Origin of the sequence: Vibrio sp. V38_P2S17PM301 (assembly GCF_009904845.1) — a bacterium.
In the GTDB taxonomy this organism is placed as follows: Bacteria; Pseudomonadota; Gammaproteobacteria; order Enterobacterales; family Vibrionaceae; genus Vibrio; species Vibrio proteolyticus.
Genome location: NZ_WXWO01000001.1, coordinates 291,399 through 316,066, shown reverse-complemented (window position 1 = coordinate 316,066; position 24,668 = coordinate 291,399). Strand labels below are relative to the sequence as shown.

Annotated in this window: 24 protein-coding genes; 13 read left to right on the top strand and 11 right to left on the bottom strand. The window is 49.8% G+C overall.

Translation table 11 applies throughout. The features are described 5' to 3' along the window. Positions 1-139: 139 nt before the first annotated feature. Complete coding sequence (gene glnS / locus CAG64_RS01430) at positions 140-1,810, top strand: glutamine--tRNA ligase (RefSeq protein WP_161454264.1); 1,671 nt, start codon at positions 140-142, stop codon at positions 1,808-1,810. Between the two features lie 109 nt (positions 1,811-1,919). Here the strand turns inward: glnS and fcrX are convergent, their stop codons facing one another. Continuing rightward, complete coding sequence (gene fcrX, locus CAG64_RS01425) at positions 1,920-2,369, bottom strand: ferric iron uptake transcriptional regulator FcrX (protein WP_021703799.1); 450 nt, start codon at positions 2,367-2,369, stop codon at positions 1,920-1,922. A 208-nt stretch (positions 2,370-2,577) separates the two neighbouring features. Between fcrX and CAG64_RS01420 the strand changes: the two genes are divergently transcribed. After that, a complete protein-coding gene (locus tag CAG64_RS01420; RefSeq protein ID WP_161454265.1) occupies positions 2,578-3,084 on the top strand; it encodes a DUF4442 domain-containing protein in 507 nt (168 codons plus the stop codon). Between the two features lie 28 nt (positions 3,085-3,112). On the opposite strand, the gene smrB is transcribed toward CAG64_RS01420, so the two are convergent. Then, on the bottom strand, positions 3,113-3,643 hold the full coding sequence (gene smrB, locus CAG64_RS01415; RefSeq protein WP_161488338.1) for an endonuclease SmrB: 531 nt from the start codon (positions 3,641-3,643) through the stop codon (positions 3,113-3,115). A gap of 62 nt (positions 3,644-3,705) precedes the next feature. Between smrB and prmB the strand changes: the two genes are divergently transcribed. Next, positions 3,706-4,638, top strand: a complete 933-nt coding sequence (gene prmB, locus CAG64_RS01410) for a 50S ribosomal protein L3 N(5)-glutamine methyltransferase (RefSeq protein WP_161454267.1) — start codon at positions 3,706-3,708, stop codon at positions 4,636-4,638. Positions 4,639-4,831: 193 nt separating this feature from the next. Further along, positions 4,832-5,917 carry a chorismate synthase gene (aroC, locus tag CAG64_RS01405; RefSeq protein WP_161454268.1) on the top strand — a complete coding sequence of 362 codons (1,086 nt, stop codon included), beginning with the start codon at positions 4,832-4,834 and terminating at the stop codon, positions 5,915-5,917. Positions 5,918-5,991: 74 nt separating this feature from the next. Here the strand turns inward: aroC and CAG64_RS01400 are convergent, their stop codons facing one another. After that, entirely contained in the window at positions 5,992-7,281 is a 1,290-nt protein-coding gene (locus tag CAG64_RS01400; protein WP_021703804.1) for a citrate synthase, read from the bottom strand. Between the two features lie 395 nt (positions 7,282-7,676). Between CAG64_RS01400 and sdhC the strand changes: the two genes are divergently transcribed. The 8 genes from sdhC (at position 7,677) to sucD (ending at position 17,270) form a co-directional block, all read left to right on the top strand. Beyond that, positions 7,677-8,069 (top strand): succinate dehydrogenase cytochrome b556 subunit, encoded by a 393-nt coding sequence (gene sdhC / locus CAG64_RS01395; protein ID WP_021703805.1) that lies wholly within the window; start codon positions 7,677-7,679, stop codon positions 8,067-8,069. Further along, on the top strand, positions 8,063-8,410 hold the full coding sequence (sdhD, locus tag CAG64_RS01390) for a succinate dehydrogenase, hydrophobic membrane anchor protein (protein ID WP_021703806.1): 348 nt from the start codon (positions 8,063-8,065) through the stop codon (positions 8,408-8,410). The genes sdhC and sdhD overlap by 7 nt, the downstream gene beginning before the upstream one ends. Further along, positions 8,411-10,177, top strand: a complete 1,767-nt coding sequence (sdhA, locus tag CAG64_RS01385; protein ID WP_021703807.1) for a succinate dehydrogenase flavoprotein subunit — start codon at positions 8,411-8,413, stop codon at positions 10,175-10,177. Between the two features lie 15 nt (positions 10,178-10,192). After that, a complete protein-coding gene (locus tag CAG64_RS01380) occupies positions 10,193-10,903 on the top strand; it encodes a succinate dehydrogenase iron-sulfur subunit (protein ID WP_021703808.1) in 711 nt (236 codons plus the stop codon). Between the two features lie 101 nt (positions 10,904-11,004). Further along, positions 11,005-13,815: a 2-oxoglutarate dehydrogenase E1 component gene (gene sucA, locus CAG64_RS01375; RefSeq protein WP_021703809.1), complete on the top strand. Its 2,811-nt coding sequence runs from the start codon at positions 11,005-11,007 to the stop codon at positions 13,813-13,815. Between the two features lie 28 nt (positions 13,816-13,843). Beyond that, positions 13,844-15,055: a 2-oxoglutarate dehydrogenase complex dihydrolipoyllysine-residue succinyltransferase gene (odhB, locus tag CAG64_RS01370; RefSeq protein WP_021703810.1), complete on the top strand. Its 1,212-nt coding sequence runs from the start codon at positions 13,844-13,846 to the stop codon at positions 15,053-15,055. A gap of 176 nt (positions 15,056-15,231) precedes the next feature. Continuing rightward, entirely contained in the window at positions 15,232-16,398 is a 1,167-nt protein-coding gene (gene sucC, locus CAG64_RS01365) for an ADP-forming succinate--CoA ligase subunit beta (RefSeq protein ID WP_021703811.1), read from the top strand. After that, entirely contained in the window at positions 16,398-17,270 is an 873-nt protein-coding gene (sucD, locus tag CAG64_RS01360) for a succinate--CoA ligase subunit alpha (protein ID WP_021703812.1), read from the top strand. Before sucC ends, sucD begins: the two co-directional genes overlap by 1 nt. Positions 17,271-17,382: 112 nt before the next feature. On the opposite strand, the gene CAG64_RS01355 is transcribed toward sucD, so the two are convergent. Together CAG64_RS01355 and rnt are read right to left on the bottom strand one after the other, a co-directional pair. Next, the gene (locus CAG64_RS01355) at positions 17,383-18,708 is read right to left on the bottom strand and encodes a Na+/H+ antiporter family protein (protein WP_161447940.1); all 1,326 of its coding nucleotides are present in this window, start codon (positions 18,706-18,708) and stop codon (positions 17,383-17,385) included. A gap of 21 nt (positions 18,709-18,729) precedes the next feature. Next, entirely contained in the window at positions 18,730-19,389 is a 660-nt protein-coding gene (gene rnt, locus CAG64_RS01350; protein WP_021703814.1) for a ribonuclease T, read from the bottom strand. Positions 19,390-19,562: 173 nt separating this feature from the next. Here rnt and motY point away from each other — a divergent pair, with 173 nt between their 5' ends. Continuing rightward, the gene (motY, locus tag CAG64_RS01345) at positions 19,563-20,444 is read left to right on the top strand and encodes a flagellar protein MotY (protein ID WP_040902252.1); all 882 of its coding nucleotides are present in this window, start codon (positions 19,563-19,565) and stop codon (positions 20,442-20,444) included. Between the two features lie 39 nt (positions 20,445-20,483). Here motY and CAG64_RS01340 read toward each other — a convergent pair whose 3' ends face one another. The 6 genes from CAG64_RS01340 to rsxD all read right to left on the bottom strand — a co-directional run bounded on the left by CAG64_RS01340 (position 20,484) and on the right by rsxD (position 24,513). Further along, positions 20,484-20,921, bottom strand: a complete 438-nt coding sequence (locus CAG64_RS01340) for a DUF2753 family protein (RefSeq protein ID WP_161447938.1) — start codon at positions 20,919-20,921, stop codon at positions 20,484-20,486. A gap of 96 nt (positions 20,922-21,017) precedes the next feature. Then, a complete protein-coding gene (gloA, locus tag CAG64_RS01335) occupies positions 21,018-21,434 on the bottom strand; it encodes a lactoylglutathione lyase (RefSeq protein WP_161447936.1) in 417 nt (138 codons plus the stop codon). A 9-nt stretch (positions 21,435-21,443) separates the two neighbouring features. After that, on the bottom strand, positions 21,444-22,085 hold the full coding sequence (gene nth, locus CAG64_RS01330) for an endonuclease III (protein WP_021703818.1): 642 nt from the start codon (positions 22,083-22,085) through the stop codon (positions 21,444-21,446). A gap of 55 nt (positions 22,086-22,140) precedes the next feature. Continuing rightward, complete coding sequence (locus CAG64_RS01325; protein WP_021703819.1) at positions 22,141-22,830, bottom strand: electron transport complex subunit E; 690 nt, start codon at positions 22,828-22,830, stop codon at positions 22,141-22,143. Beyond that, on the bottom strand, positions 22,823-23,458 hold the full coding sequence (gene rsxG / locus CAG64_RS01320; RefSeq protein WP_161447934.1) for an electron transport complex subunit RsxG: 636 nt from the start codon (positions 23,456-23,458) through the stop codon (positions 22,823-22,825). The genes CAG64_RS01325 and rsxG overlap by 8 nt, the downstream gene beginning before the upstream one ends. 8 nt (positions 23,459-23,466) lie before the next feature. Further along, a complete protein-coding gene (rsxD, locus tag CAG64_RS01315) occupies positions 23,467-24,513 on the bottom strand; it encodes an electron transport complex subunit RsxD (RefSeq protein ID WP_161447932.1) in 1,047 nt (348 codons plus the stop codon). Positions 24,514-24,668 lie beyond the last annotated feature (155 nt).

Below are 24,668 nucleotides of genomic sequence, written 5' to 3'. Positions count from 1 at the left end.
AATATTCTCAAGAAATTGCGTGTTTATGTTGTGCTGGCAGGCAGAATTGTGGATCATTAACGGTAATTTTCTCTGCCGCGTGACCGCACGCGCAGAGCCTGTTTTTTCTGACAATACTAAAATTATTGAGGTGCTATAGATGAGTGAAGCTGAGGCTCGTCCATCGAACTTCATCCGCCAAATCATTGATAAAGATTTAGCGGATGGTACACACACAAGTGTGCATACTCGTTTCCCGCCGGAGCCAAACGGCTACCTGCACATAGGTCACGCAAAATCCATTTGCTTGAACTTTGGTATTGCTCAGGACTACCAGGGCCAGTGTAATCTGCGTTTTGATGACACGAACCCGGAAAAAGAAGACGTCGAATACGTTGAGTCAATTAAGAATGATGTACATTGGTTAGGCTTTGAATGGTCAGGTGAGGTGTGTTACTCATCAAACTACTTCGATAAGCTTTACGAGTATGCAGTGGAATTAATTAACAAAGGCTTAGCGTATGTTGAAGAGCTAAGTCCTGAGCAGATTCGTGAATACCGTGGCACACTGACCCAGCCGGGTAAACCGAGCCCGTACCGTGACCGCAGCGTAGAAGAAAACCTGGCGTTGTTTGAAAAAATGCGTGACGGTGGCTTTGAAGAAGGTACGGCGTGTCTGCGTGCCAAGATCGACCTGTCATCGTCGTTTATGGTCATGCGTGATCCGGTGCTGTACCGTGTCCGTTTTGCTCATCACCACCAAACCGGTGACAAGTGGTGCATCTACCCGATGTATGACTTCACTCACTGTATCTCGGATGCACTGGAAGGCATTACGCATTCTATCTGTACGCTGGAGTTCCAGGACAACCGCCGTCTCTACGATTGGGTACTGGAAAACATCACGATTGATTGCCGTCCGCGTCAGTACGAGTTCAGCCGTCTGAATCTTGAGTACACAGTGATGTCAAAGCGTAAACTCAACCAGTTGGTGACCGAGAAATTGGTTGATGGCTGGGACGATCCTCGTATGCCAACCATTTCAGGCTTGCGTCGTCGTGGTTTCACGCCAGAGTCGATTCGTGAATTCTGTAAGCGTATTGGTGTGACCAAACAGGACAATATGATCGAAATGGGCTCTTTGGAGTCGTGCATTCGTGATGATCTGAACGAGAACGCGCCACGTGCAATGGCTGTGCTGGATCCGGTAAAAGTTGTGATTGAGAACTTTGATGAAGGCAAAGTGGAAAATCTGACGGTCGCCAACCACCCGAACAAACCCGAAATGGGGGAGCGGGAAGTGCCGTTCAGCCGTGAAATCTGGATTGAACGTGAAGATTTCCGCGAAGAAGCGAATAAGAAATACAAGCGTCTGGTACTGGGGAAAGAAGTGCGCTTGCGCGGTGCGTATGTGATCAAAGCCGAACGTGTCGAGAAAGACGCAGAAGGCAACATCACAACGATCTTCTGTACTTATGATGCAGATACGCTTGGCAAGAACCCAGCGGACGGTCGCAAGGTGAAAGGCGTGATTCACTGGGTGTCTGCAGATAAAGCGTTGCCGGCAGAAATTCGCCTGTACGATCGTCTGTTCACTGTGCCGAACCCGGCGTCCGCGGATAACTTCGCTGAGACGATCAACCCTGACTCACTGATTAAGGTGAACGGGTACGTTGAACCAAGTCTGGCGTCCGCGGAAGCTGAAAAAGGCTATCAGTTCGAACGGATGGGCTACTTCTGTGTCGATGCAAAAGAGTCGAAAGCTGCTGCGTTGGTGTTTAACCGTACCGTTGGACTGCGTGATACCTGGGCGAAAATTGAGAACCAGTAATCACGAGTGATGAAGAGAAAAAGCCGGCAATCGCCGGCTTTTTTATATTGGGTTGATCTTTTCAGAGCCAAAAAAACCAGTCGTTAAGGACTGGCTTTTTAAATTTCGATTACTTTTTTGGCTTGTGGGCGTCCGGGTTGTCTTTGCAAGCCCCGTCGGCACATTTACCGTACAAGTACAGACTGTGATTGGTCAGAATGACGTTGTATTGCTCAGCAATTTCTTTCTGACGTTGTTCAATCAGGTCATCTGAGAATTCGATCACTTCGCCACAGTCGAGACAAACCAGGTGATCATGGTGGTGCTGAGTCGACAGTTCAAAAACGGATTTGCCGCCTTCAAAGTGGTGACGGGTAACAATACCTGCATCATCAAATTGGTTAAGGACACGGTATACGGTAGCCAAGCCAATTTCTTCACCTAAGTCGATCAGCTTCTTGTAAAGCTCTTCTGCACTGATGTGCTGACATTCTGGCTGCTGTAATACTTCTAAAATTTTCAGTCGCGGAAGGGTAACTTTTAGACCAGCATCCTTTAACGCTTGGTTGTTATCTGACATATACTTTCCTGTTGATGATCTGCAGCAATTAACAGAATTCAATATTATTAGCATTATAGGGTAGTAGCCCTAAACAATAAACCACGAACTTCAAAGGGTTACTAGGAAAATTTTGTAAAGGCGTGTAATGTCACTGATAATGCTGATCTGACCAGTTACAATTGTGTAACATGTTAGCGAAACACAGTTCAGTATCAGGGATAAGAGCATGAACAAATCACTGGCAAGAATTTATAAGCCGGGCCTGGTCAAATTTGCCCTCAATGTCTGGCCACCTTTCTGGGGTTCCGGGATCCGGATTTTGTCCATCAGCGACGATTTTCGTCAAGTCAGCATGAAACTCAAGTTACGCTGGTGGAACAAAAATGCCAATCGTACCCAGTATGGCGGCAGTATTTTTTCACTGACTGATCCGGTTTATTCATTGATGTTGATGGGTATTCTTGGAGAGCAGTATTATGTGTGGGACAAAGATGCCAGCATCAATTTCATCAAGCCGGGCCAGTCTGATCTGTACGCAGAATTCACTGTGACAGAAGCGAAACTGAACGAGATTCTTCAGCAGACGGCGTACGGCGAGAAAAGCTTTCCGGAGTTCATTATCCACGTTAAAGATCGGCAGGGGCAGGTAGTCGCGGAAGTGCAGCGTCGTCTTTATGTGAGAAAGAAACCGCAATACCGCGAAGTGGATACCGAGCAACCATTAACCGAGTAACACGCAGGCAGTGCATCCGCACTGCCGACTATTTTTCAGGGATGGACAACAGGATCAGCAGTGCACCGTCACCACCAAATTCCAGTGGTGCCTGATGAAAGGCCATGACGTCGGGATGCTGGGCAAGCCACAACGGGGTTTTTTGTTTCAGGACATGTTTGCCTATCCCGTGCTGGACGCAAGCACAGTGCACTTCATTTTTTACGCAATACGCGATCATCGCACCAAGTTCACGTTTTGCTTCTGCCTGCGTCATGCCATGCATATCGAGAAACACATCCGGTACGTACACACCACGTCTTAGCCGCTTAACCTCATACTGAGAAACATCATCTCGGGCGTAGCGGGTCGGACCGTCTTCGCTGAGCAAAGGGACAAACTCGTCTGAGAAGTAGAATTCGGTATCGCTGGCTTCACGGCCAAAGCGGGTAATTTGTTTTTGCTTAGCGTTTCTGTTTGGCTGCTGGATTATGGTATCCTGACGCAACTTTTTTACGCCCTGTACTGCGTCCCGAAAAAGGGCGAAATCGTCGTCGATATCGGTGTCTTTTTTGCTCATCTGGGTTCAAAACGATTGATCAATTGCAATTGGCAGTATTGTAGCGCTTTTCGGAGGCAATTTTGGATAAGATTTTTGTAGAAGAAGCCGTATCTGAGCTTCATACCCTTCAAGATATGATTCGTTGGACAGTCAGCCGCTTTAATGCCGCTAATCTGTTTTACGGTCATGGTACGGATAATGCCTGGGATGAAGCAGTGCAGTTGATTCTGCCTACCCTGTATTTGCCTATTGATGTACCGCCACATGTCCTGAATTCTCGTCTGACCAGCAGCGAACGTTTGCGTGTAGTGGAACGTGTTGTCAAGCGAATTAATGAACGCACGCCGACCGCATACCTGACCAATAAAGCCTGGTTCTGTGGCCTGGAGTTTTTCGTCGATGAACGAGTACTGGTGCCGCGTTCACCGATTGGTGAATTGATTCAGAATCAGTTCCAGCCTTGGTTAATTGAAGAACCACTGCGGGTCATGGACTTGTGTACCGGTAGTGGTTGTATTGCGATCGCGTGTGCACACGCTTTCCCGGAAGCCGAAGTGGATGCGATTGATATCTCCGTGGATGCGTTGCAGGTGGCAGAGCAGAACATTCAGGACCACGGCATGGAACAACAGGTCTTCCCGATTCGTTCGGACCTGTTCAGGGACTTGCCAAAAGAACGTTACAATCTGATCGTTTCTAATCCCCCTTATGTGGATGAAGAGGACATGAACAGCCTGCCGGATGAGTTTACCCATGAGCCGGAACTGGGTCTAGCAGCGGGCACCGACGGTCTGAAACTGGTACGCCGTATCCTGGCTAACGCACCGGATTACCTGACCGATGACGGTATTTTGATCTGTGAAGTGGGCAATTCTATGATCCATATGATGGAGCAGTACGCTCACATCCCGTTCACCTGGATTGAATTTGAAAACGGCGGTCATGGGGTCTTCATGCTGACCCGACAACAATTGCTCGATTGTGCGAGTGACTTCTCTTTGTACAAAGACTGATTCGCGAATGAAACTGAAAACGCCGGGGTAATGACTCCGGCGTTTTTTTATTCGTTCAATAAATTCGAAATAGTTGCCGGAGAGGGGTTTACATCAAAACGTAATAAAGACACTATGAAATCACGAACAACAGACAGTAAACCTGGTGGTTGCTGCAAAATCAGGCGGCAATGGCCAGATACATGAGGAAGTAATGGCAGGAAACAGTATCGGACAACATTTCCGGGTAACTACGTTCGGAGAGAGTCACGGTATCGCACTGGGATGTATCGTCGATGGGTGCCCACCGGGGCTGGAAATCAGTGAAGCCGACATTCAGATCGACCTGGATCGCCGTCGTCCTGGCACGTCACGTTATACGACTCAGCGTCGTGAACCGGACGAAGTCAAAATTCTTTCTGGCGTGTTTGAAGGGCAAACGACCGGAACGTCCATTGGCCTGTTGATTGAAAACACCGATCAACGCTCGAAAGATTATTCGGACATTAAAGATAAATTCCGTCCGGGTCACGCAGATTATACCTACCACCAAAAGTATGGTATTCGTGATTATCGCGGAGGCGGCCGTTCGTCTGCGCGTGAAACTGCCATGCGTGTTGCGGCAGGTGCAATTGCGAAAAAATACCTAAAACAGACCTTTGGTGTAGAAATTCGCGCCTACCTGTCACAAATGGGGGATGTCTCGATCGACAAAGTCGATTGGGATGAAATTGAGAACAATGCCTTTTTCTGTCCGGATGTGAATAAGGTGGATGCGTTTGATCAGTTGATCCGCGATCTGAAAAAGCAGGGTGATTCGATTGGCGCTAAGATTCAGGTTGTTGCCACGCAGGTGCCTGTCGGCTTAGGTGAACCGGTGTTTGATCGTCTTGATGCGGACATCGCGCATGCGCTAATGAGCATCAACGCTGTCAAAGGGGTTGAGATTGGCGATGGTTTTGACGTGGTGAGTCAGAAAGGCAGTCAACACCGTGACAGCCTGACACCTCAAGGATTTACCAGTAACCACGCCGGTGGGATTCTGGGTGGAATCTCTACAGGACAGGACATCGTCGCCAACATTGCGCTGAAGCCAACTTCCAGCATTACCGTACCCGGTGAAACCATTACGCGAAGCGGGGAAAGTACCGAACTGATCACCAAAGGGCGTCATGATCCGTGTGTGGGTATCCGAGCAGTGCCCATCGCTGAGGCTATGCTGGCGATTGTTCTGATGGATCATTTACTGCGTCATCGTGGCCAGAATCTGGGCGTCAACACCGAGACCCCAATGATTTAACCGCCCCGGGCCGGTCAAAAACAGCAAATGAAAAGAGCGAGTAAATACTCGCTCTTTTTGTGTTGGCTTGACGATTATTCGCGTTCGTACAACGGTTTGAAATCACGCAGTTTCTGGCCAGTGTACAACTGACGCGGACGACCAATACGGTTGTGCGGATCACTGTGCATTTCATTCCAGTGAGCAATCCAACCAATGGTCCGTGACATCGCGAAGATCACGGTAAACATTGAGATTGGAATACCAATCGCTTTCAGAATAAGACCAGAGTAGAAGTCGACATTCGGGTACAGCTTCTTCTCGACAAAGTATTCGTCTGACAGCGCGATGCGCTCCAGCTCCATTGCCACATCAAGCAGCGGATCGCTGATGTTCAGCTCTTTCAACACGTCGTGACAGGCTTCACGCATAACTGTCGCACGTGGGTCATAGTTCTTGTAAACACGGTGACCAAAGCCCATCAAACGGAAAGGATCGTCTTTGTCTTTCGCTTTCTCAATGTATTCTGGGATGTTGTCGACGCTACCGATCTCTTCCAGCATACGCAGACATGCTTCGTTTGCACCGCCATGAGCAGGCCCCCACAGAGATGCGATGCCCGCAGCGATACACGCAAATGGGTTAGCACCTGATGAACCCGCCAAACGTACGGTTGACGTGGAGGCATTCTGTTCATGATCCGCGTGCAGGGTAAAGATTTTATCCATTGCACGAGCAACCACAGGGTTTACTTCGTACTCCTCACATGGGTTGGCGAACATCATGTGCAGGAAGTTTTCCGCGTAGCTCAAATCGTTACGTGGGTAGATAAATGGCTGACCGATGGAGTATTTGTAACACATCGCAGCCAGAGTCGGCATTTTAGACAACAAACGATAAGCCGCGATTTCACGGTGTTCATCATTATTAATGTCTAAAGAGTCATGGTAGAAGGCGGCCAAAGCTCCAACCACACCACACATAACGGCCATAGGGTGAGCATCGCGACGGAAACCGTGGAAGAAACTCGCGATTTGCTCATGGACCATAGTGTGACGCGTTACTGTTGTTTTGAACGCTTCGTATTGCTCACGTGTAGGGGCTTCACCATAAAGAAGGATATAACATACTTCTAAGTAATCAGCGTTATTGGCTAATTGATCGATTGGGTAACCGCGGTGTAGCAGCACACCTTTTGCGCCATCGATGTAAGTGATTTGAGATTCACAGGATGCAGTGGCAAGAAAACCAGGGTCAAAAGTAAAGTAACCATTTGAGCCTAGAGTACGAACGTCGATTACCTGAGGACCAAGAGTCCCGTCCATAATCGGCAGTTCGATTGGCGCTTTCCCCTCAATATGAAGGGTCGCTTTCTTATCTGCCATAACAATCTCCTTTGTTTATTATTTAATCCGTCCAGGATGTTTGTGTGTCATTTTTGTACGTGTGTTCGTTAACAAAGTCAATTTTTCTCCTCCGACTTGTGCACTTGTTATGATTTTTTATAGGTCCATAGTTAAAAATCTGTTCTGTGTAGCAAAAATTGTTACATCAATTGTATTAGAATGTTGCCAGCCGTAAGATGGCGCAGTAAATTTTGGGGAAAACCTTATAAATTCAAGGCTCGAAACAAGAGTGAGGTGACGTTTCTAGTCTTGTTGTTAACAAAAGTTTTACATTTTAATCCTTGTTTGCTATGAGAATTTGTTAAACAGATGTTAACTTTTGTGGGTTTGAAGCCAAATTTTCGTTCATAACTATAAATGCTCAATGGAGCTGAGTGAGCAAGCCCGTGAAAGAAAGAAAGTCAAGACCTGTTAATTTAGATTTGCAGACCATTCGCTTTCCGATCACAGCAATCGCTTCCATCCTGCATCGTGTGTCCGGGGTGATTACGTTTGTTGCTATCGGAATTTTGCTTTGGTTATTATCCATTTCCTTGTCCTCCCCAGTTGGCTTTATGCAAGCCAGCGATATCGTCGGTGGTTTCTTCGTTAAGTTTATCCTCTGGGGTATTCTGACCGCACTGGCTTATCACATTGCCGGTGGTATTCGTCACTTGCTGATGGATCTCGGATATTTCGAAGAACTTGAATCTGGTGCCATGAGCGCCAAAGTCGCATTCGGCGCCACTGCCGTGTTGTCTCTTCTGGCGGGGGTACTGGTATGGTAAAACATGTTTCTTCATTTGGTCGTAATGGCGTGCACGATTATCTGCTAATCCGTGCAACTGCAATCATTATGACGCTATACACTATTTACCTAGTAAGCTTCATTGCTTTCTCTGGTGATATCTCTTACGTATCTTGGACCCAATTCTTTGGTGGCACGTTTACGAAAACGTTCACCATGCTTGCTTTGGTTTCTATCCTGATTCACGCGTGGATCGGGTTATGGCAAGTACTGACAGACTACATCAAGCCGACGGCACTGCGTGCTGGATTGCAGCTTGGTGTGATTGCCGTGCTGTTAGGATATTTCTTCTCTGGTCTGTTTATTTTGTGGGGTGCGTAAGTGACTATTCCAGTTCGTGAATTTGATGCCGTTGTAATCGGCGCTGGTGGTGCAGGTATGCGTGCTGCACTGCAAATTTCTGAGCAGGGCCTGACTTGTGCACTGCTGTCCAAAGTGTTCCCGACTCGCTCCCACACAGTGTCTGCGCAAGGTGGTATCACGGTTGCTCTGGGCAACTCGCATAAAGATAACTGGCAGTGGCACATGTACGACACGGTTAAAGGTTCTGATTACATCGGTGATCAGAACGCCATCGAATACATGTGTAAAAACGGCCCTGAGTCGGTAATTGAGCTCGAAAAAATGGGTTTGCCGTTTTCGCGTTTTGACAATGGTAGCATCTATCAGCGTCCTTTCGGCGGTCAGTCGAAAGAGTTTGGTGGTGAACAGGCAGCTCGTACTGCGGCTGCGGCGGACCGTACTGGTCATGCGTTGCTGCACACGCTTTACCAACAAAACGTCAAACACAAAACCACGATTTTTTCTGAGTGGTATGCATTGGATCTGGTGAAGAACCAGGACGGTGCCGTGATGGGTTGTACTGCGCTTTGCATGGAAACCGGTGAAATCTGTTACTTCAAGTCGAAAGCGACGGTATTGGCAACCGGTGGTGCAGGCCGTATTTACGCCTCGACCACTAATGCCCACATCAATACCGGTGATGGTGTTGGTATGGCATTGCGCGCGGGCGTACCAATGCAAGACATGGAAATGTGGCAGTTCCACCCAACGGGCATTGCCGGAGCTGGGGTTCTGGTTACGGAAGGGTGTCGTGGTGAAGGTGGTTACCTGCTGAACAAAGACGGTGAGCGTTTCATGGAACGTTACGCACCTAACGCCAAAGACCTGGCTGGTCGTGACGTGGTGGCGCGTTCTATGATGATTGAAATCCGTGAAGGTCGTGGTTGCGATGGCCCATGGGGTCCACACATTAAGCTGAAATTGGATCACTTGGGTAAAGATGTCCTAGAGTCGCGTCTTCCAGGCATCTGTGAGTTATCTCGGACCTTTGCACACGTGGATCCTGTGAAGGAGCCGATTCCGGTTATTCCAACCTGTCACTACATGATGGGCGGTGTACCCACTCAGGTCTCTGGTCAGGCGATTAAGCAAACCACATCCGGTCAGGATGTCGAAGTACAAGGCCTGTATGCCTGTGGTGAGATTGCTTCTGTGTCAGTACACGGCGCCAACCGTCTGGGCGGCAACTCGCTGCTCGACTTAGTGGTGTTTGGCCGTGCAACCGGTCTGCACCTGGGTGAAACGCTGGCGGCGCAAGCCGAAGCGCGTCCGGCAACAGAATCGGATATCGAAGCCTCTCTGGCTCGTACCATGCGCTGGGAAAACAGTACAGGTGGTGAAGATCCGGTTGAAATCCGCAAAGATCTGCAACGCTGCATGCAAAACAGCTTCTCGGTTTTCCGTGAAGGTGATGCCATGGCAACTGGTCTGGAAGAGTTGAGAGTGATCCGTGAGCGTCTGAAAAACGCACACCTGGCGGACAAATCTCAGGAGTTCAATACCCAGCGCGTTGAGTGTCTGGAACTGGACAACCTGATGGAAACCGCTTTCTCGACGGCGGTTGCGGCAAACTATCGTACCGAGAGCCGCGGTGCACACGCACGTTTTGACTACCCAGAGCGTGATGATGAAAATTGGCTGTGCCACTCTATCTACAACCCGGAAACGGAATCGATGAACAAGCGTGATGTGAACATGACGCCAGTGCATCGTGAAGCTTTCCCGCCGAAAGTACGTACTTACTAAGGGAGGTACTGAACAATGAAACTGAACTTCTCTTTGTATCGTTACAATCCGGATGTGGATAACAAACCTTACATGAAAGACTACACCCTAGAAGTGGACGAAGGGTCGGACATGATGGTGTTGGATGCGCTTATTTCGTTGAAAGAGCAGGATCCTAGCATTGCATTCCGTCGTTCTTGCCGTGAAGGGGTATGTGGTTCTGACGGGCTAAACATGAATGGCAAAAATGGCCTGGCTTGTATCACGCCTCTGTCGGCGCTGAAAGGCGACAAGATTGTGATTCGTCCTCTGCCTGGATTGCCTGTGGTTCGTGATCTGATCGTTGACATGACGCAGTTCTACGATAACTATGCGAAAGTTAAACCTTTCTTGATTGATGATGGCGCATTACCGCCATCAAGAGAGAACTTGCAATCTCCAGAAGAACGTGCGCATTTGGATGGTTTGTATGAATGTATTATGTGTGCGTGTTGTACGACATCCTGCCCATCGTTCTGGTGGAATCCGGACAAGTTCATCGGCCCAGCAGGACTTCTGGCAGCGTATCGCTGGTTGATTGACAGCCGTGATACTGCAACAGACGAACGTTTGTCTGATCTTGATGATGCTTTCAGCGTTTTTCGTTGCCACGGCATCATGAACTGTGTCAGTGTTTGTCCTAAGGGACTGAACCCGACGAAAGCCATTGGTCATATTAAGACCATGTTGGTGAACCGCTCGGTGTAAAGTAACAACAAAATTGCCGGCTCTGCCTCTGGGTGGAAGCCGGCCTTTAATAGCTCGGCGTAGACCGAAGCAAACGTGAAAACTACTGGTTAAGGGAAAATATGCAAAACGGCGTGATGAAGGCATGGCTCGAGTCTTCACACTTGGCTGGCGCCAATGCAACTTATGTAGAAGAACTCTACGAACTGTATCTAAGTGATCCCGATCTGGTAAGTGAGGAGTGGAAACGTGTTTTTGACGGCTTACCTGTAAACTCGAAAGAGACAACAGAACAACCGCATTCACGTGTCCGTGACTACTTCCGACGACTCGCTCAAGAGACAAAGCATTACAGTGTCCAAGTTAGTGATCCTGATGTCGATGCAAAGCAAGTAAAAGTACTTCAGCTTATCAATGCGTACCGCTTTCGCGGTCACGAAGCAGCTGAATTAGACCCTCTGGGAATCTGGAAACGTCCTCCTGTGGCTGAACTCGATCCAGCATTCCACAATCTCACCGAAGACGATTACGAAGAAACTTTCAACGTAGGTTCTTTTGCCATCGGGCAAGACACTATGCGACTGAAAGACATTCATTCTGCTCTTCAGAAAATCTACTGCGGCTCCGTTGGTGCAGAATACATGCACATTACCGACACCGAACAGAAGCGCTGGATTCAGCAGCGTCTGGAACCGGTTGTGGGTCAGCCGTCGTTTGATAATGATCACAAGCGTACTTTCCTTGAAGAGCTGACTGCGGCGGAAGGTCTGGAACGTTACCTCGGGGCCAAATTCCCTGGTGCAAAACGTTTCTCACTGGAAGGCGGTGATGCTCTTATCCCAATGACCAAAGAACTGATTCGTCACGCTGGCAACACGGGTATGCGCGAAGTCGTGATTGGTATGGCGCACCGTGGTCGTCTGAACATGCTGGTGAACGTACTGGGTAAACGTCCGCAGGATCTGTTTGACGAATTTGCCGGCAAACACGATGAAACCTGGGGAACGGGTGATGTGAAGTACCATCAGGGCTTCTCAGCAGACTTCGCTACCCCTGGCGGTAATGTGCACTTGGCACTGGCGTTTAACCCGTCGCACCTCGAGATCGTTAACCCGGTGGTGATCGGTTCAGTACGAGCCCGTCAAGATCGCCTGGGCGATAAAGACGGCAGCCGTGTACTGCCTATCACGATTCACGGTGATTCTGCGATTGCTGGTCAGGGTGTGGTGGCAGAGACGTTCAATATGTCTCAAGCTCGTGGTTTCCAGGTAGGCGGTACCGTGCGTATCGTGGTTAATAACCAGGTTGGTTTTACCACCTCCAATCCTCGTGATACCCGCTCAACCATGTACTGTACTGACATCGCGAAGATGGTTCAGGCGCCGATTTTCCATGTGAACTCAGATGATCCGGAAGCGGTCGCGTTTGTGACGCGTCTGGCGCTGGATTACCGCAACGAATTCAAGCGTGATGTGGTTATTGACCTGGTGTGTTACCGCCGTCATGGTCACAACGAAGCGGACGAGCCGAACGCGACTCAGCCGTTGATGTACCAGAAAATCAAAAAACACCCGACGCCGCGTAAATTGTATGCCGACATTTTGATTGACCGCAATGAGTGTGACATCGAAACCGCGACGCAACTGGTGAACGAATATCGCGACGCTCTGGACCACGGTGAAGTGGTGGTGAAAGAGTGGCGTCCGATGACGATGCATTCAGTCGACTGGTCTCCGTATCTGGGCCACGATTGGGACGAAGCATGGGCGAATCAGTTTGATCGCCAGCGTTTGCTGGAACTGGGTCAGCGTATTTGCCAATATCCGGAAAGTCATAAGCTGCAAAGTCGCGTCAATAAGCTGTACAACGATCGTAAAGCGATGCTGACGGGTGAGAAACTGTTTGACTGGGGTATGGCTGAGACATTGGCTTACGCCACGCTGGTTGATGAAGGCAAACGCATCCGTATTTCTGGTCAGGATTCAGGCCGTGGTACTTTCTTCCACCGCCATGCGGTACTGCATAACCAGGGTGACGCCAGCACTTACATGCCTCTGGCAAATATTCACGACAAACAGGGACCATTCCAGGTATTTGACTCTGTTTTGTCAGAAGAAGCAGTATTGGCATTCGAATACGGCTATGCCACGGCCGAACCGGGTGGTCTGACCCTGTGGGAAGCGCAGTTTGGTGATTTCGCTAACGGTGCTCAAGTGGTTATCGACCAGTTCATTTCCTCCGGTGAGCAAAAATGGGCACGTTTGTGTGGTTTGACGATGCTGTTACCACATGGCTACGAAGGTCAAGGACCAGAGCACTCCTCTGCACGTCTTGAACGTTACCTTCAGTTGTGTGCGGAGCAAAACATGCAGGTGGTGGTTCCGTCGACACCAGCTCAGGTTTACCACATGATTCGTCGTCAGGTTGTGCGTCCAATGCGTCGTCCTCTGATCGTGATGTCTCCGAAGTCACTGCTGCGTCATCCATTGTGTACCTCAACACTGGAAGATTTGGCAGAAGGAACATTCCAGCCAGCGATCCCTGAAGTGGACAACCTGGACCCGACAAAAGTGAAACGCGTCGTATTTTGTGCAGGTAAGGTGTACTACGATCTGTTGGAGCAACGTCGCGCCAACGAACAGGAAGATGTCGCAATTGTTCGTATCGAACAGCTGTATCCTTTCCCGTTGGACGATGTGAAAGCAGCGATTGCACAGTACACCAATGCGGTTGACTACGTTTGGTGTCAGGAAGAGCCACAAAACCAAGGCGCCTGGTACTCGAGTCAACATAACTTCCGAGCGGCGATTCCTGCCGGTGCGGATCTTAAATACGCGGGCCGCCCAGCCTCTGCTTCACCAGCAGTAGGTTATATGTCGGTACACTTGAAACAACAAAAAGCGTTGGTCGAAGACGCTCTGACCCTAGCTTAAGAACTAGAAGTAAAAGGAAGACACAGATATGACAGTTGAAATTCTGGTTCCAGATTTACCTGAATCAGTTGCCGACGCAACCGTAGCTACTTGGCACAAACAACCAGGTGAAGCGGTCGCTCGTGATGAAGTAATCGTCGATATTGAAACCGACAAAGTTGTCCTGGAAGTTCCTGCACCTGAAGATGGTGTCCTGGAAGCGATTGTTGAAGCAGAAGGCGCTACCGTTCTGTCTAAGCAACTGCTGGCTAAGTTGAAGCCAGGCGCGGTTGCGGGTGAACCTACAGCGGACACCACCGCAGAGTCAGAATCCTCGCCAGATAAACGTCACAAAGCTGCGCTGACCGAAGAGAGCAACGATGCGTTGAGTCCTGCGGTACGCCGCCTGCTGGCAGAGCATAATCTGGACGCATCGCAAGTGAAAGGCACTGGTGTAGGTGGTCGTATCACGCGCGAAGACATCGATGCTTACCTTAAGAGCGCTCAATCAGGAGCGAAACAGGAAGCAGACAAAGGCGACATTCAGGTTCCAGCTGCTGCGCGCACTGAAAAACGTGTGCCGATGACTCGTCTGCGCAAGACGGTAGCCAACCGTCTGCTGGAAGCGAAAAACAGCACCGCGATGCTGACCACGTTTAACGAAGTCAACATGAAACCTATCATGGATCTGCGTAAGCAATACAAAGATCAGTTCGAAGAGCGCCACGGTATTCGTCTGGGCTTCATGTCTTTCTACGTGAAAGCGGTAACCGAAGCACTGAAACGTTACCCTGAAGTCAACGCATCCATTGATGGTGATGACATTGTTTATCACAACTACTTTGACATCAGCATGGCGGTTTCCACACCACGTGGTCTGGTGACGCCGGTACTGAAAGATTGCGATACGCTGGGTTTTGCTGAGATCGAAAAAGGCATCAAAGAGCTGGCTGTGAAGGGCCGTGATGGCAAGCTGACGGTTGATGAGCTGATGGGCGGTAACTTCACCATCACCAACGGCGGTGTGTTTGGTTCCCTGATGTCGACGCCAATCATCAACCCGCCACAGTCTGCGATTCTGGGTATGCACAAGATCCAGGAGCGTCCAATGGCGGTGAACGGTCAGGTTGAAATCCTACCGATGATGTACCTGGCGCTATCCTATGACCACCGTTTGATCGATGGTCGTGAATCCGTGGGCTTCCTGGTGACTATCAAGGAACTGCTGGAAGATCCAACACGTCTGCTTCTGGACGTTTAAGGCGGAATTCAGGTGCCGGTTTTCCGGCACCTTTTCCACTGGAATGCTCAACTCCAGTGTGTTGCTGTTATCAGTGACAGCTTTTTAGAAGCACCCTACATACGTTTGGCGAAGCGCTTGCTTACGCCTTATGGAAATAATAAATCCCACAAGGGATAAACAAACGGAATAACACAATGAATTTGCATGAATACCAAGCCAAACAGCTGTTTGCAGAATTCGGTTTGCCTGTGCCGGAAGGCTACGCATGTGATACGCCACAAGAAGCTTTTGAAGCCGCTGGCCGTATTACGACGGAGAAGAAAGTCGTTAAATGTCAGGTTCACGCTGGTGGACGTGGTAAAGCGGGCGGTGTTGAACTGCACGATACCAAAGATGGCGTGAAAGAGTTTGCGCAAAAGTGGTTGGGCAAAAACCTGGTTACTTACCAAACAGACGCGAATGGTCAGCCAGTCACTAAAATCCTGGTAGAAGAAGCATCAAACATTGCCAATGAACTGTATCTGGGTGCGGTCGTTGACCGTGCTAGCCGTAAGATCGTTTTCATGGCTTCTACTGAAGGCGGTGTGGAAATCGAGAAAGTGGCGGAAGAAACGCCGGAGCTTATCCACAAAGCAGCCATCGACCCACTCGTAGGCCCTCAAGCTTACCAAGGCCGTGAACTTGCGTTCAAACTGGGTCTTGTAGGCGATCAAATCAAACAATTCGTTAAGATCTTTATGGGTCTTGGCACTATGTTCGCTCAGTACGATCTGGCTCTGCTGGAGATCAACCCGCTGGTAGTGACTGGCGAAGGCAACCTGCTGTGTCTTGACGGTAAGATCAACATCGATTCAAACGCACTTTACCGTCAGCCTAAGCTACGTGAAATGCACGATCCATCGCAAGAAGATGAGCGTGAAGCGCACGCAGCTCAGTGGGAACTGAACTACGTAGCACTAGACGGTAACGTTGGCTGTATGGTTAACGGTGCTGGCCTGGCAATGGGTACGATGGATATCGTCAACCTACACGGCGGCAAACCAGCTAACTTCCTCGATGTCGGTGGCGGTGCAACGAAAGAACGTGTGGCTGAAGCATTCAAGATCATCCTATCTGATGACAACGTGAAAGCAGTACTGGTAAACATCTTCGGCGGTATCGTACGTTGTGACATGATCGCAGAAGGGATTATTGGTGCGGTTAAAGAGGTAGGTGTAAACGTACCAGTTGTTGTTCGTCTAGAAGGTACTAACGCAGACCTAGGTCGCGAAGTTCTTGCTAATTCTGATGTTGATATCATTGCTGCTGAGTCGCTAACAGATGCTGCTCAGAAAGTTGTTGCTGCTGCGGAGGCTAAATAATGTCTGTATTAATTAACAAAGACACTAAAGTAATCTGTCAGGGTTTCACTGGTGGTCAAGGTACGTTCCACTCAGAGCAAGCTATCGCATACGGTACGCAAATGGTTGGTGGTGTGTCTCCAGGTAAAGGTGGCCAAACTCACCTAGGTCTACCTGTATTCAACACAGTTCGCGAAGCAGTCGAAGCAACTGGCGCAACAGCGACCGTCATCTACGTACCAGCACCTTTCTGTAAAGATGCTATCCTGGAAGCGATTGACGCAGGTATCGAGCTGATCGTAACCATCACGGAAGGTATCCCAACAACAGATATGATCGACGTAAAAGTGAAGCTAGAAGAAACTGGCGTTCGCATGATCGGTCCTAACTGTCCGGGTGTTATCACTCCTGATGAGTGTAAGATCGGTATCATGCCTGGTCACATCCACAAGAAAGGTAAAGTAGGTATCGTATCTCGCAGCGGTACACTTACTTACGAAGCAGTTAAGCAAACTACAGACGAAGGCTTCGGTCAGTCTACGTGTGTTGGTATCGGTGGTGACCCAATCCCAGGTTCAAACTTCATCGACATCCTGAAACTGTTCCAGGAAGACCCAGAAACTGAAGCGATCGTCATGATCGGTGAAATCGGTGGTACAGCAGAAGAAGAAGCGGCAGCGTTCATCAAAGAGCACGTGACTAAACCAGTTGTGTCTTATATCGCTGGTGTTACTGCGCCTCCTGGTAAGCGTATGGGCCACGCAGGTGCGATTATCTCTGGTGGTAAAGGGACTGCTGAAGACAAATTCGCGGCACTGGAAGCGGCTGGCGTTAAGACAGTAAAATCTCTGGCAGAGATTGGTAAAGGTCTGCGCGAAGTTACCGGTTGGTAATTTGTCCTTCGATAAAGAATACCTAGCCCGGCGAATTGCCGGGCTTTTTTTGTCGGATGCAAAAATAAAAAACCGGCCTTAGTGGCCGGTTTTTCCATCAGCGCAGTGCTGGTTACAGCACCATCGCGGCTATCCATCCGAAGATAATGAGCGGGATGTTGTAGTGAATAAATGTCGGCACTACGGTTTCCCAAATATGTTCATGTTGTCCATCAGCATTGAGACCTGAAGTCGGGCCCAAAGTGGAGTCAGAGGCCGGAGAGCCTGCATCACCCAGTGCTGCTGCAGTACCTACCAGCGCGATGGTCGCCATAGGTGAGAATCCAAAAGCGATCGCCAGAGGCACATAAATGGTGGCAATGATTGGTATGGTCGAGAAAGATGAACCGATACCCATGGTGACAAGAAGGCCCACGACCAGCATCAGTAATGCCGCCAACGGTTTATTATCACCAATGCCGCCAGACAGCGCTTGTACCAGAGATTCGACGCCGCCGGTCTGTTTCATGACTGCCGCGAAACCTGCGGCGGAAATCATGATGAAACCGATCATCGCCATCATATGCACGCCTTTAGTAAAGACATCATGAGTCTCTTTCCAGGCAATGACACCGCCGAAAGTGAACACCATGAATCCCGCCAGAGCGCCGATGATCATCGAGCCGGTGGTCAGTTGGACGGCCAGTGCTGCCACAATGCCCAGTGCCGCGATCAGGATGTGCTTTTTATTGATGTGGCTTGGCTCTGGGTCAACATGTGTCAGCGTGGTTTCTTTGTATTCGCGTGGCTTACGGTAGCTGAAGAAAATTGCGACCAGTAAGCCAAAAATCATTCCGGCGCCCGGCAGCAGCATGGCGGTCGGAACCTGGCTGGCGGTGACGTCTGCCAGGCCATTGTCACGGAGACTCTTGAGCAAAATGTTGTTAAGGAAAATCCCACCAAAGCCAACGGGAAGGAGCATGTAAGGAGTGATCAGACCAAAGGTCAGTACGCAGGCAACCAAACGGCGGTCCAGCTTGAGTTTGGCAAACACGCCCAGCAGTGGTGGAATCAGAATAGGAATAAAGGCAATGTGGACCGGAATAACGTTTTGTGATGACATGGTGACCAGCACCAGGGCCACCAAAACGGCGTATTTCAGACCGGTCGTGGCGGCGCCACTTTCTTTGCCGTGGATGCGTTTGATTACGCTTTGAGCGAGCAAGTCAGTAATGCCGGATTTCGAAATCGCAACCGCAAAGGTTCCCAGCATGGCGTAGCTTAACGCGATGGTGGCACCACCGCCCAGACCGCTTTCAAACGCAGCCACCGAATCGTTAAGGCTCATGCCGGAAACCAGGCCGCCGACAATGGCACTGAATGTGAGGGCGACCACCACATTCACCCGCATCAGTGCCAGCAACAGCATGATACATACAGAAATGACAACAGGATTCATAGTAATCTCGATAGGTTGTGTTTACTTATTATCGTTATTAGGTTCGTCAACGAGCGGCCAGCCACCGAGGGCTTTCCACTTATTCACGATGCCACAAAACAACTCAGCGGTCTTTTGAGTATCGTACAACGCTGAGTGAGCTTCTTTATTATCAAACTCCATCCCCGCTGCTTTACAGGCTTTGGCCAGAACGGTCTGACCGTACGCCAGGCCGCTTAAGGCGGCAGTATCAAACGTGGCAAAAGGATGGAATGGAACGCGTTTGAGTTTGCTGCGTTCACTGGCTGCCATCACAAAGCTGTGATCAAAGTTTGCGTTGTGTGCCACCATGATTGCGCGGCTACAGTTCGCGTCCTTCTGTTCTTTGCGAACCTGTTTATAGATCTCTTTGAGTGCTTCCGCTTCACTGACCGCGCCACGCAGTGGACTGAACGGGTCGCGAATACCGTTAAACTCAAGAGCCTCTTTTTCCAGATTAGCACCTTCAAAAGGTTCGACGTGAAAATGAATGGTTGACGCTGGATGGAGATCGCCATGCTCGTCCATTTTTAAGGTAACGGCACATATCTCAAGCAGAGCATCAGTTTGGGCATTAAACCCGGCGGTTTCGACATCGATAACGACCGGAAAATAGCCACGAAAACGTTTTTTTAGCGTCAATGCTTCATTTTGTTCAGTCATGGGAGTCCAGGATTGTGTGACAGGGCTGGCATTATTACAGATAATCCACATGATAAAAACCAGCGCACGGCAGAAAACACCAAACTAATTGGCGCAGATTTTGCAGATTCATTTCAGACAAGATGTAAGCGGCAAGCCTTCGCCGCCCGTATATGGAAGAGAAGATCGAGAACATGAATAAATGGCTATTGAGTGCGATATCGGCGGTATTGCTCGTAACGACGTCCAGCGTCAATGCGCAGGAGAAACGTTATGTCGCCACACCACAGCAGTCGAGCTGGAAAATGCTGGTGAATACGCCTCTGGAATGCCGTTTGGTACATCATATTCCCAACTATGGTGACGCTCAGTTTTCTTCCCGTGCGAGTAAAAAAATTAACCTCGATTTCGAACTGAAAATGCGACGTCCGATGGGCGATACGCGTAATGTCAGCCTGGTGTCGATGCCGCCGGCCTGGCGCCCTGGAGAAGGGGCGGAGCGGATCACTACCATTCAATTTTTTAAACAATTTGACGGATACATCGGTGGTCAGACCGCTTGGGGAATATTGGGTGAACTGGAACAAGGCCGCTACCCGACATTCAGTTACCAGGATTGGCAAAGCCGGGATCAGCGAATTGAAGTGGCGTTATCCTCGGTGTTGTTTCAGCAGCAGTACAACGTTTTTAGTGACTGCATTGCCAATCTGCTGCCCTACAGCTTTGAAGACATCGCTTTCACTATCTTGCATTACGATCGCTCAAGTGTGCAACTGAACAAAGCGTCGCAGAAACGTTTGGCTCAGATTGCCGAGTACATTCGCTACAATCAGGACATCGATTTGGTGCTAGTCTCGACCTATACCGATTCTGTTGATGGCAAGAGTGCCAGTCAGGCTCTATCCGAAAAGCGTGCAGAAGTGCTGCGGGATTACTTTAAGTCGATTGGCCTGCCAGAAGACCGGATTCAGGTACAAGGGTATGGCAAGCGCCGTCCGATCGCAGACAATGCTTCGCCGATTGGGAAAGACAAAAACCGTCGGGTGGTTATTTCTCTTGGCCGCACTCAGGTGTAATGTGGCGACATAAACAGGTGGGGGAGCAGACCCGCCTGTTTAATTGAGTTTAAAACGGGCTATCTGGTTGCAATTGGTGACCGAGTCAATGTCTTTTACCTGATGGGCAATCCGCGGATCCGGATGGCGTTTCATGAACTCAATCAACGCTTTTTTACAGCAACCTAAAGAGTCAATGAAGGCTTCGCAATTGGGGTTGTGGCATTGTGGCACCAACATCAGTACTTTCTCCGATGCCAGTTGCAGGTATTTTACTTCATAATGGTCGTCACCAATGGAGCGCCAGAATTGCGCCAGATTGTGACAGGAGATCACTGAAATCATCAGCCGTTCTTCCAGATCGATCTCTTCCTGTAAAGACAAGTGTTCACTCAGTGCCAATGCCTGTTGATAATGCAAAATACTGCGTAAGTGGTCCTGCTCACTCATCGCGGTATCGGCCAATAAGGTATGCTGTTCCCAATCGTGTATGCTCATCATTTTCTCCCTTAGCATCAAACCAAAGATTAAATGATAATTATTATCATGTAAACGAAAAAATAAAAGCGGTGACAGCACCGCTTTTCATGTGGTTTAACCTTCCAGGCCAGCGGATGCTTGTTTGTTCTGAATCAGCTCAATCATGTACCCGTCGGGGTCTTTCACAAACGCGATATGTGTGGTTCCGCCTTTTACCGGGCCAGGCTCGCGGGTTACGTTACCACCGGCAGCTTTGATTGTGTCGCACGTGGTGTAGATGTCATCGACACCAATCGCTATGTGACCGAATGCATTTCCCATGTCGTACTCTGAGGTGCCCCAGTTGTAAGTCAGTTCAATCACAGCGCCCTGAGACTCGTCACCATAACCCAGAAACGCCAGAGTGTATTCATACTCTTTGTTTTCGTTGGTACGCAGTAACTGCATACCCATAACTTCAGTGTAAAACTGAATCGATTTGTCCAGATCACCCACGCGCAGCATGGTGTGAAGAATGCGACCGTTTGCCATAATTTGCTCCTAGCTTTCCGGATATACTTTGTCTTTAAATTCGCACAAGTCTTCGATAATGCAGCTTCCACAGCGTGGCTTGCGTGCCACACAGGTATAACGACCGTGCAAGATGAGCCAGTGGTGCACATCCAGCTTAAACTCTTTAGGCACCACTTTCAGTAATTTCTGTTCGACCTCGTCAACGTTTTTCCCCATCGCAAATTTGGTGCGGTTTGAGACACGGTAGATGTGGGTGTCAACGGCAATCGTCGGCCAGCCAAACGCGGTGTTGAGCACAACGTTGGCGGTTTTGCGTCCCACGCCAGGCAGCGCTTCCAGGGCCGCCCGATCCTCTGGCACTTCGCCATGGTGTTTATCGAGCAGAATTCGGCAGGTTTTGATGACGTTTTCCGCCTTAGAATTAAACAAGCCGATGGTCTTGATGTACTCTTTCACGCCATCCACGCCAAGGTCAAACATCGTCTGGGGTGTATTCGCGACCGGGTAGAGTTTGTCGGTGGCTTTATTAACACTGACGTCCGTGGCCTGAGCGGATAATAATACCGCGATCAGCAGTTCGAACGGGCTACTCCAGTTCAGCTCTGTCTGCGGGTTTGGGTTGTTTTCCCGTAATCGCTCCAGGATCTGTATGCGTTTTTCTTTGTTCATTTTAAGGCTGCTTCCAATGGATAAACACCAGACGCTGGCCTGGTGTTTTATTGTTTTAATTCGTGACGCGGACGCGTTCTATCGCAGGCTTTTCCTGCTTAGGCTGTCGGGCGGCTAACTGTTTGTCGATGATGTTTTTCAGTGCGATAAGAAAGCCGACGCCAATAAATGCGCCTGGTGGCAGCAGCGCGAGCAGGAAGCTGCTGTCGACGTGGAAGACTTCGATACGCAACACTTTTGCCCACTCTCCAAGCAGCAGATCTGCGCCGTCAAACAGGGTGCCGTTGCCAATAATTTCGCGCAGCGCACCCAACACCACCAGCACGGAAGTCATGCCAAGTCCCATCCAGAAACCATCCTGAGCCGCTGGAAGGACATCATTTTTGGACGCAAACGCTTCGGCGCGACCGATAATGATGCAGTTGGTCACGATCAGAGGAATAAAGATACCCAGTGACAAATATAAGCCGTAGGCGTAAGCGTTCATCAGCAGTTGAACACAGGTGACCAACGACGCAATGATCATTACGAAGACCGGAATACGGACCTCTTTAGGGACGTGGTGGCGAACCAAAGAGACCGTCACATTCGAGCCGACCAACACCAGCAGCGTTGCAATGCCCAGTCCGAGTGCATTCGTGATGGTCGACGAAACCGCCAGCAACGGACACAGACCAAGCAGTTGCACCAGGGCCGGGTTGTTGTCCCACATGCCATTCTTGATCAGCGTTTTATGTTCACTCATCGTTGCCTCCACAGGTCAGGGGTTGTGCGAGGATCGCATCCTGATTTTGTGCGACGAAGATGGCGGTTTTCTTAACGGCTTTGACCACCGCACGCGGAGTGATCGTCGCGCCGGTAAACTGGTCAAATTGTCCGCCATCTTTACGCACCTTCCAACTGGCTTCGTTTTGCGGGGTAACCTGTTTCCCGGTAAAACTGGTGATCCAGTCGGATATTCTGAGATCAATTTTGTCACCCAGCCCCGGCGTTTCTTGATGCGCCAGGACCCGAGTGCCAGTGATGGTGCCATCGTGCCTAATACCGACGATCAGTTTGATGGCACCGTTGTAGCCGTCTGGCGCGATGGTTTCAATCGCCATTGCACTAGGCTCACCGGCAAGCCGCGCAATATACACCGGCATGGCTTCAGTTGTACCAAGCGCCGGGTCGCGCACCAGAGTACAGGAACGGTACAAGTCGTTGTCGTGCAGCGATGTGGGCACCACTTGATTGAGTACCGATAACAGCTGTGCTTGTTCCTGAACTTCAATTCTGTCTTTAGTCAGATATTGGGTCAATGCTACCAACCCGGTCGACAAGCAGGCAAAGACGGCGAGTGTCAGGCCATTATTACGAATTGCAGTTAACATAACACTCCTTAATGCCCATAAGTTCGAGGCTTGGTGTAGTAATCGATCAGCGGCACACACATATTAGCCAGCAAAACAGCAAACGCCACGCCATCCGGGAAACCTCCCCAACTGCGAATGATCACCATCAGCGCGCCGATAAACGCCCCATAAATCAGTCGGCCTTTCATCGTGGTGGACGCCGACACCGGATCAGTGGCAATAAAGAATGCCCCTAGCATGGTCGCGCCCGACAGCAAATGGATGAGTGGCGAGGCTGTTTCACCCGGGGTTACAATCATCAACAAGCCACTGGTGAATAGCAGGCCACACAAGACGCTGACCGGAATATGCCAGTTGATCACTCGCAGCTTTATCAGTGCCAATCCACCTGCAAGATAAGCCAGATTAACCCATTCCCAGCCGACGCCCGCCAGTCCGCCAAACTGAGGTTGCTGCATGGCTTCGAAAGGTGTTTTTCCTGTGGTGAGAGCGGTTTTGAATGCGTCCAGTGGCGTTGCCATAGTGACGCCATCGATGCCGGCTCGGACCTGCTGCAGGGATAACCCCTCAATATTGAAACCGGTAAAGATCAAATGCAGTGCGTCGCCGAACGTCAGAGGCGTCTCCTGCAAGGTGGCTGGCGAAAGCCAACTGGTCATCTGAACTGGGAAGGATATCAGTAGTACCACGTAGGCTACCATGGCAGGATTAAAGGGGTTCTGACCGATACCGCCGTACAGCTGTTTGGCGATCACTATCGCGAAAATCAGACCAATAGTAACAATCCACCACGGCGACAGTGGCGGAATTGCGACGGCCAGTAACCAAGCGGTGACTAGTGCGCTATTGTCGCGCAGCGCTGACATTGGTGGTCGCTTGCGCAGCAACATGATCATTGCTTCTAAACTCAGGGCGATGACAATGGCAAGAATCAACTGGATGAGAGTCCCCCAACCAAAGAAGTACGTTTGAGCGACCAGACCGGGCAGTGCACAGACGGCAACCCACTTCATTAAGTCTGGGGTACTTCGACGGCTGTGTGCGTGGGGAGAGCTGGCTATGAAGAACGACACTACTCTTTCTCCTCAGAATCTTGTGCTGGTTTGGCTTGTTGTTCTTGGGCGGCTTTACGGGCTTTGGCGCGAGCGATGGCAGCGGCAACGGCGGCCTTTTTCGGATCATTGTCGTCATTCGATGACGATGCGCTTTCCGGCTCCGCTTGGGGCTC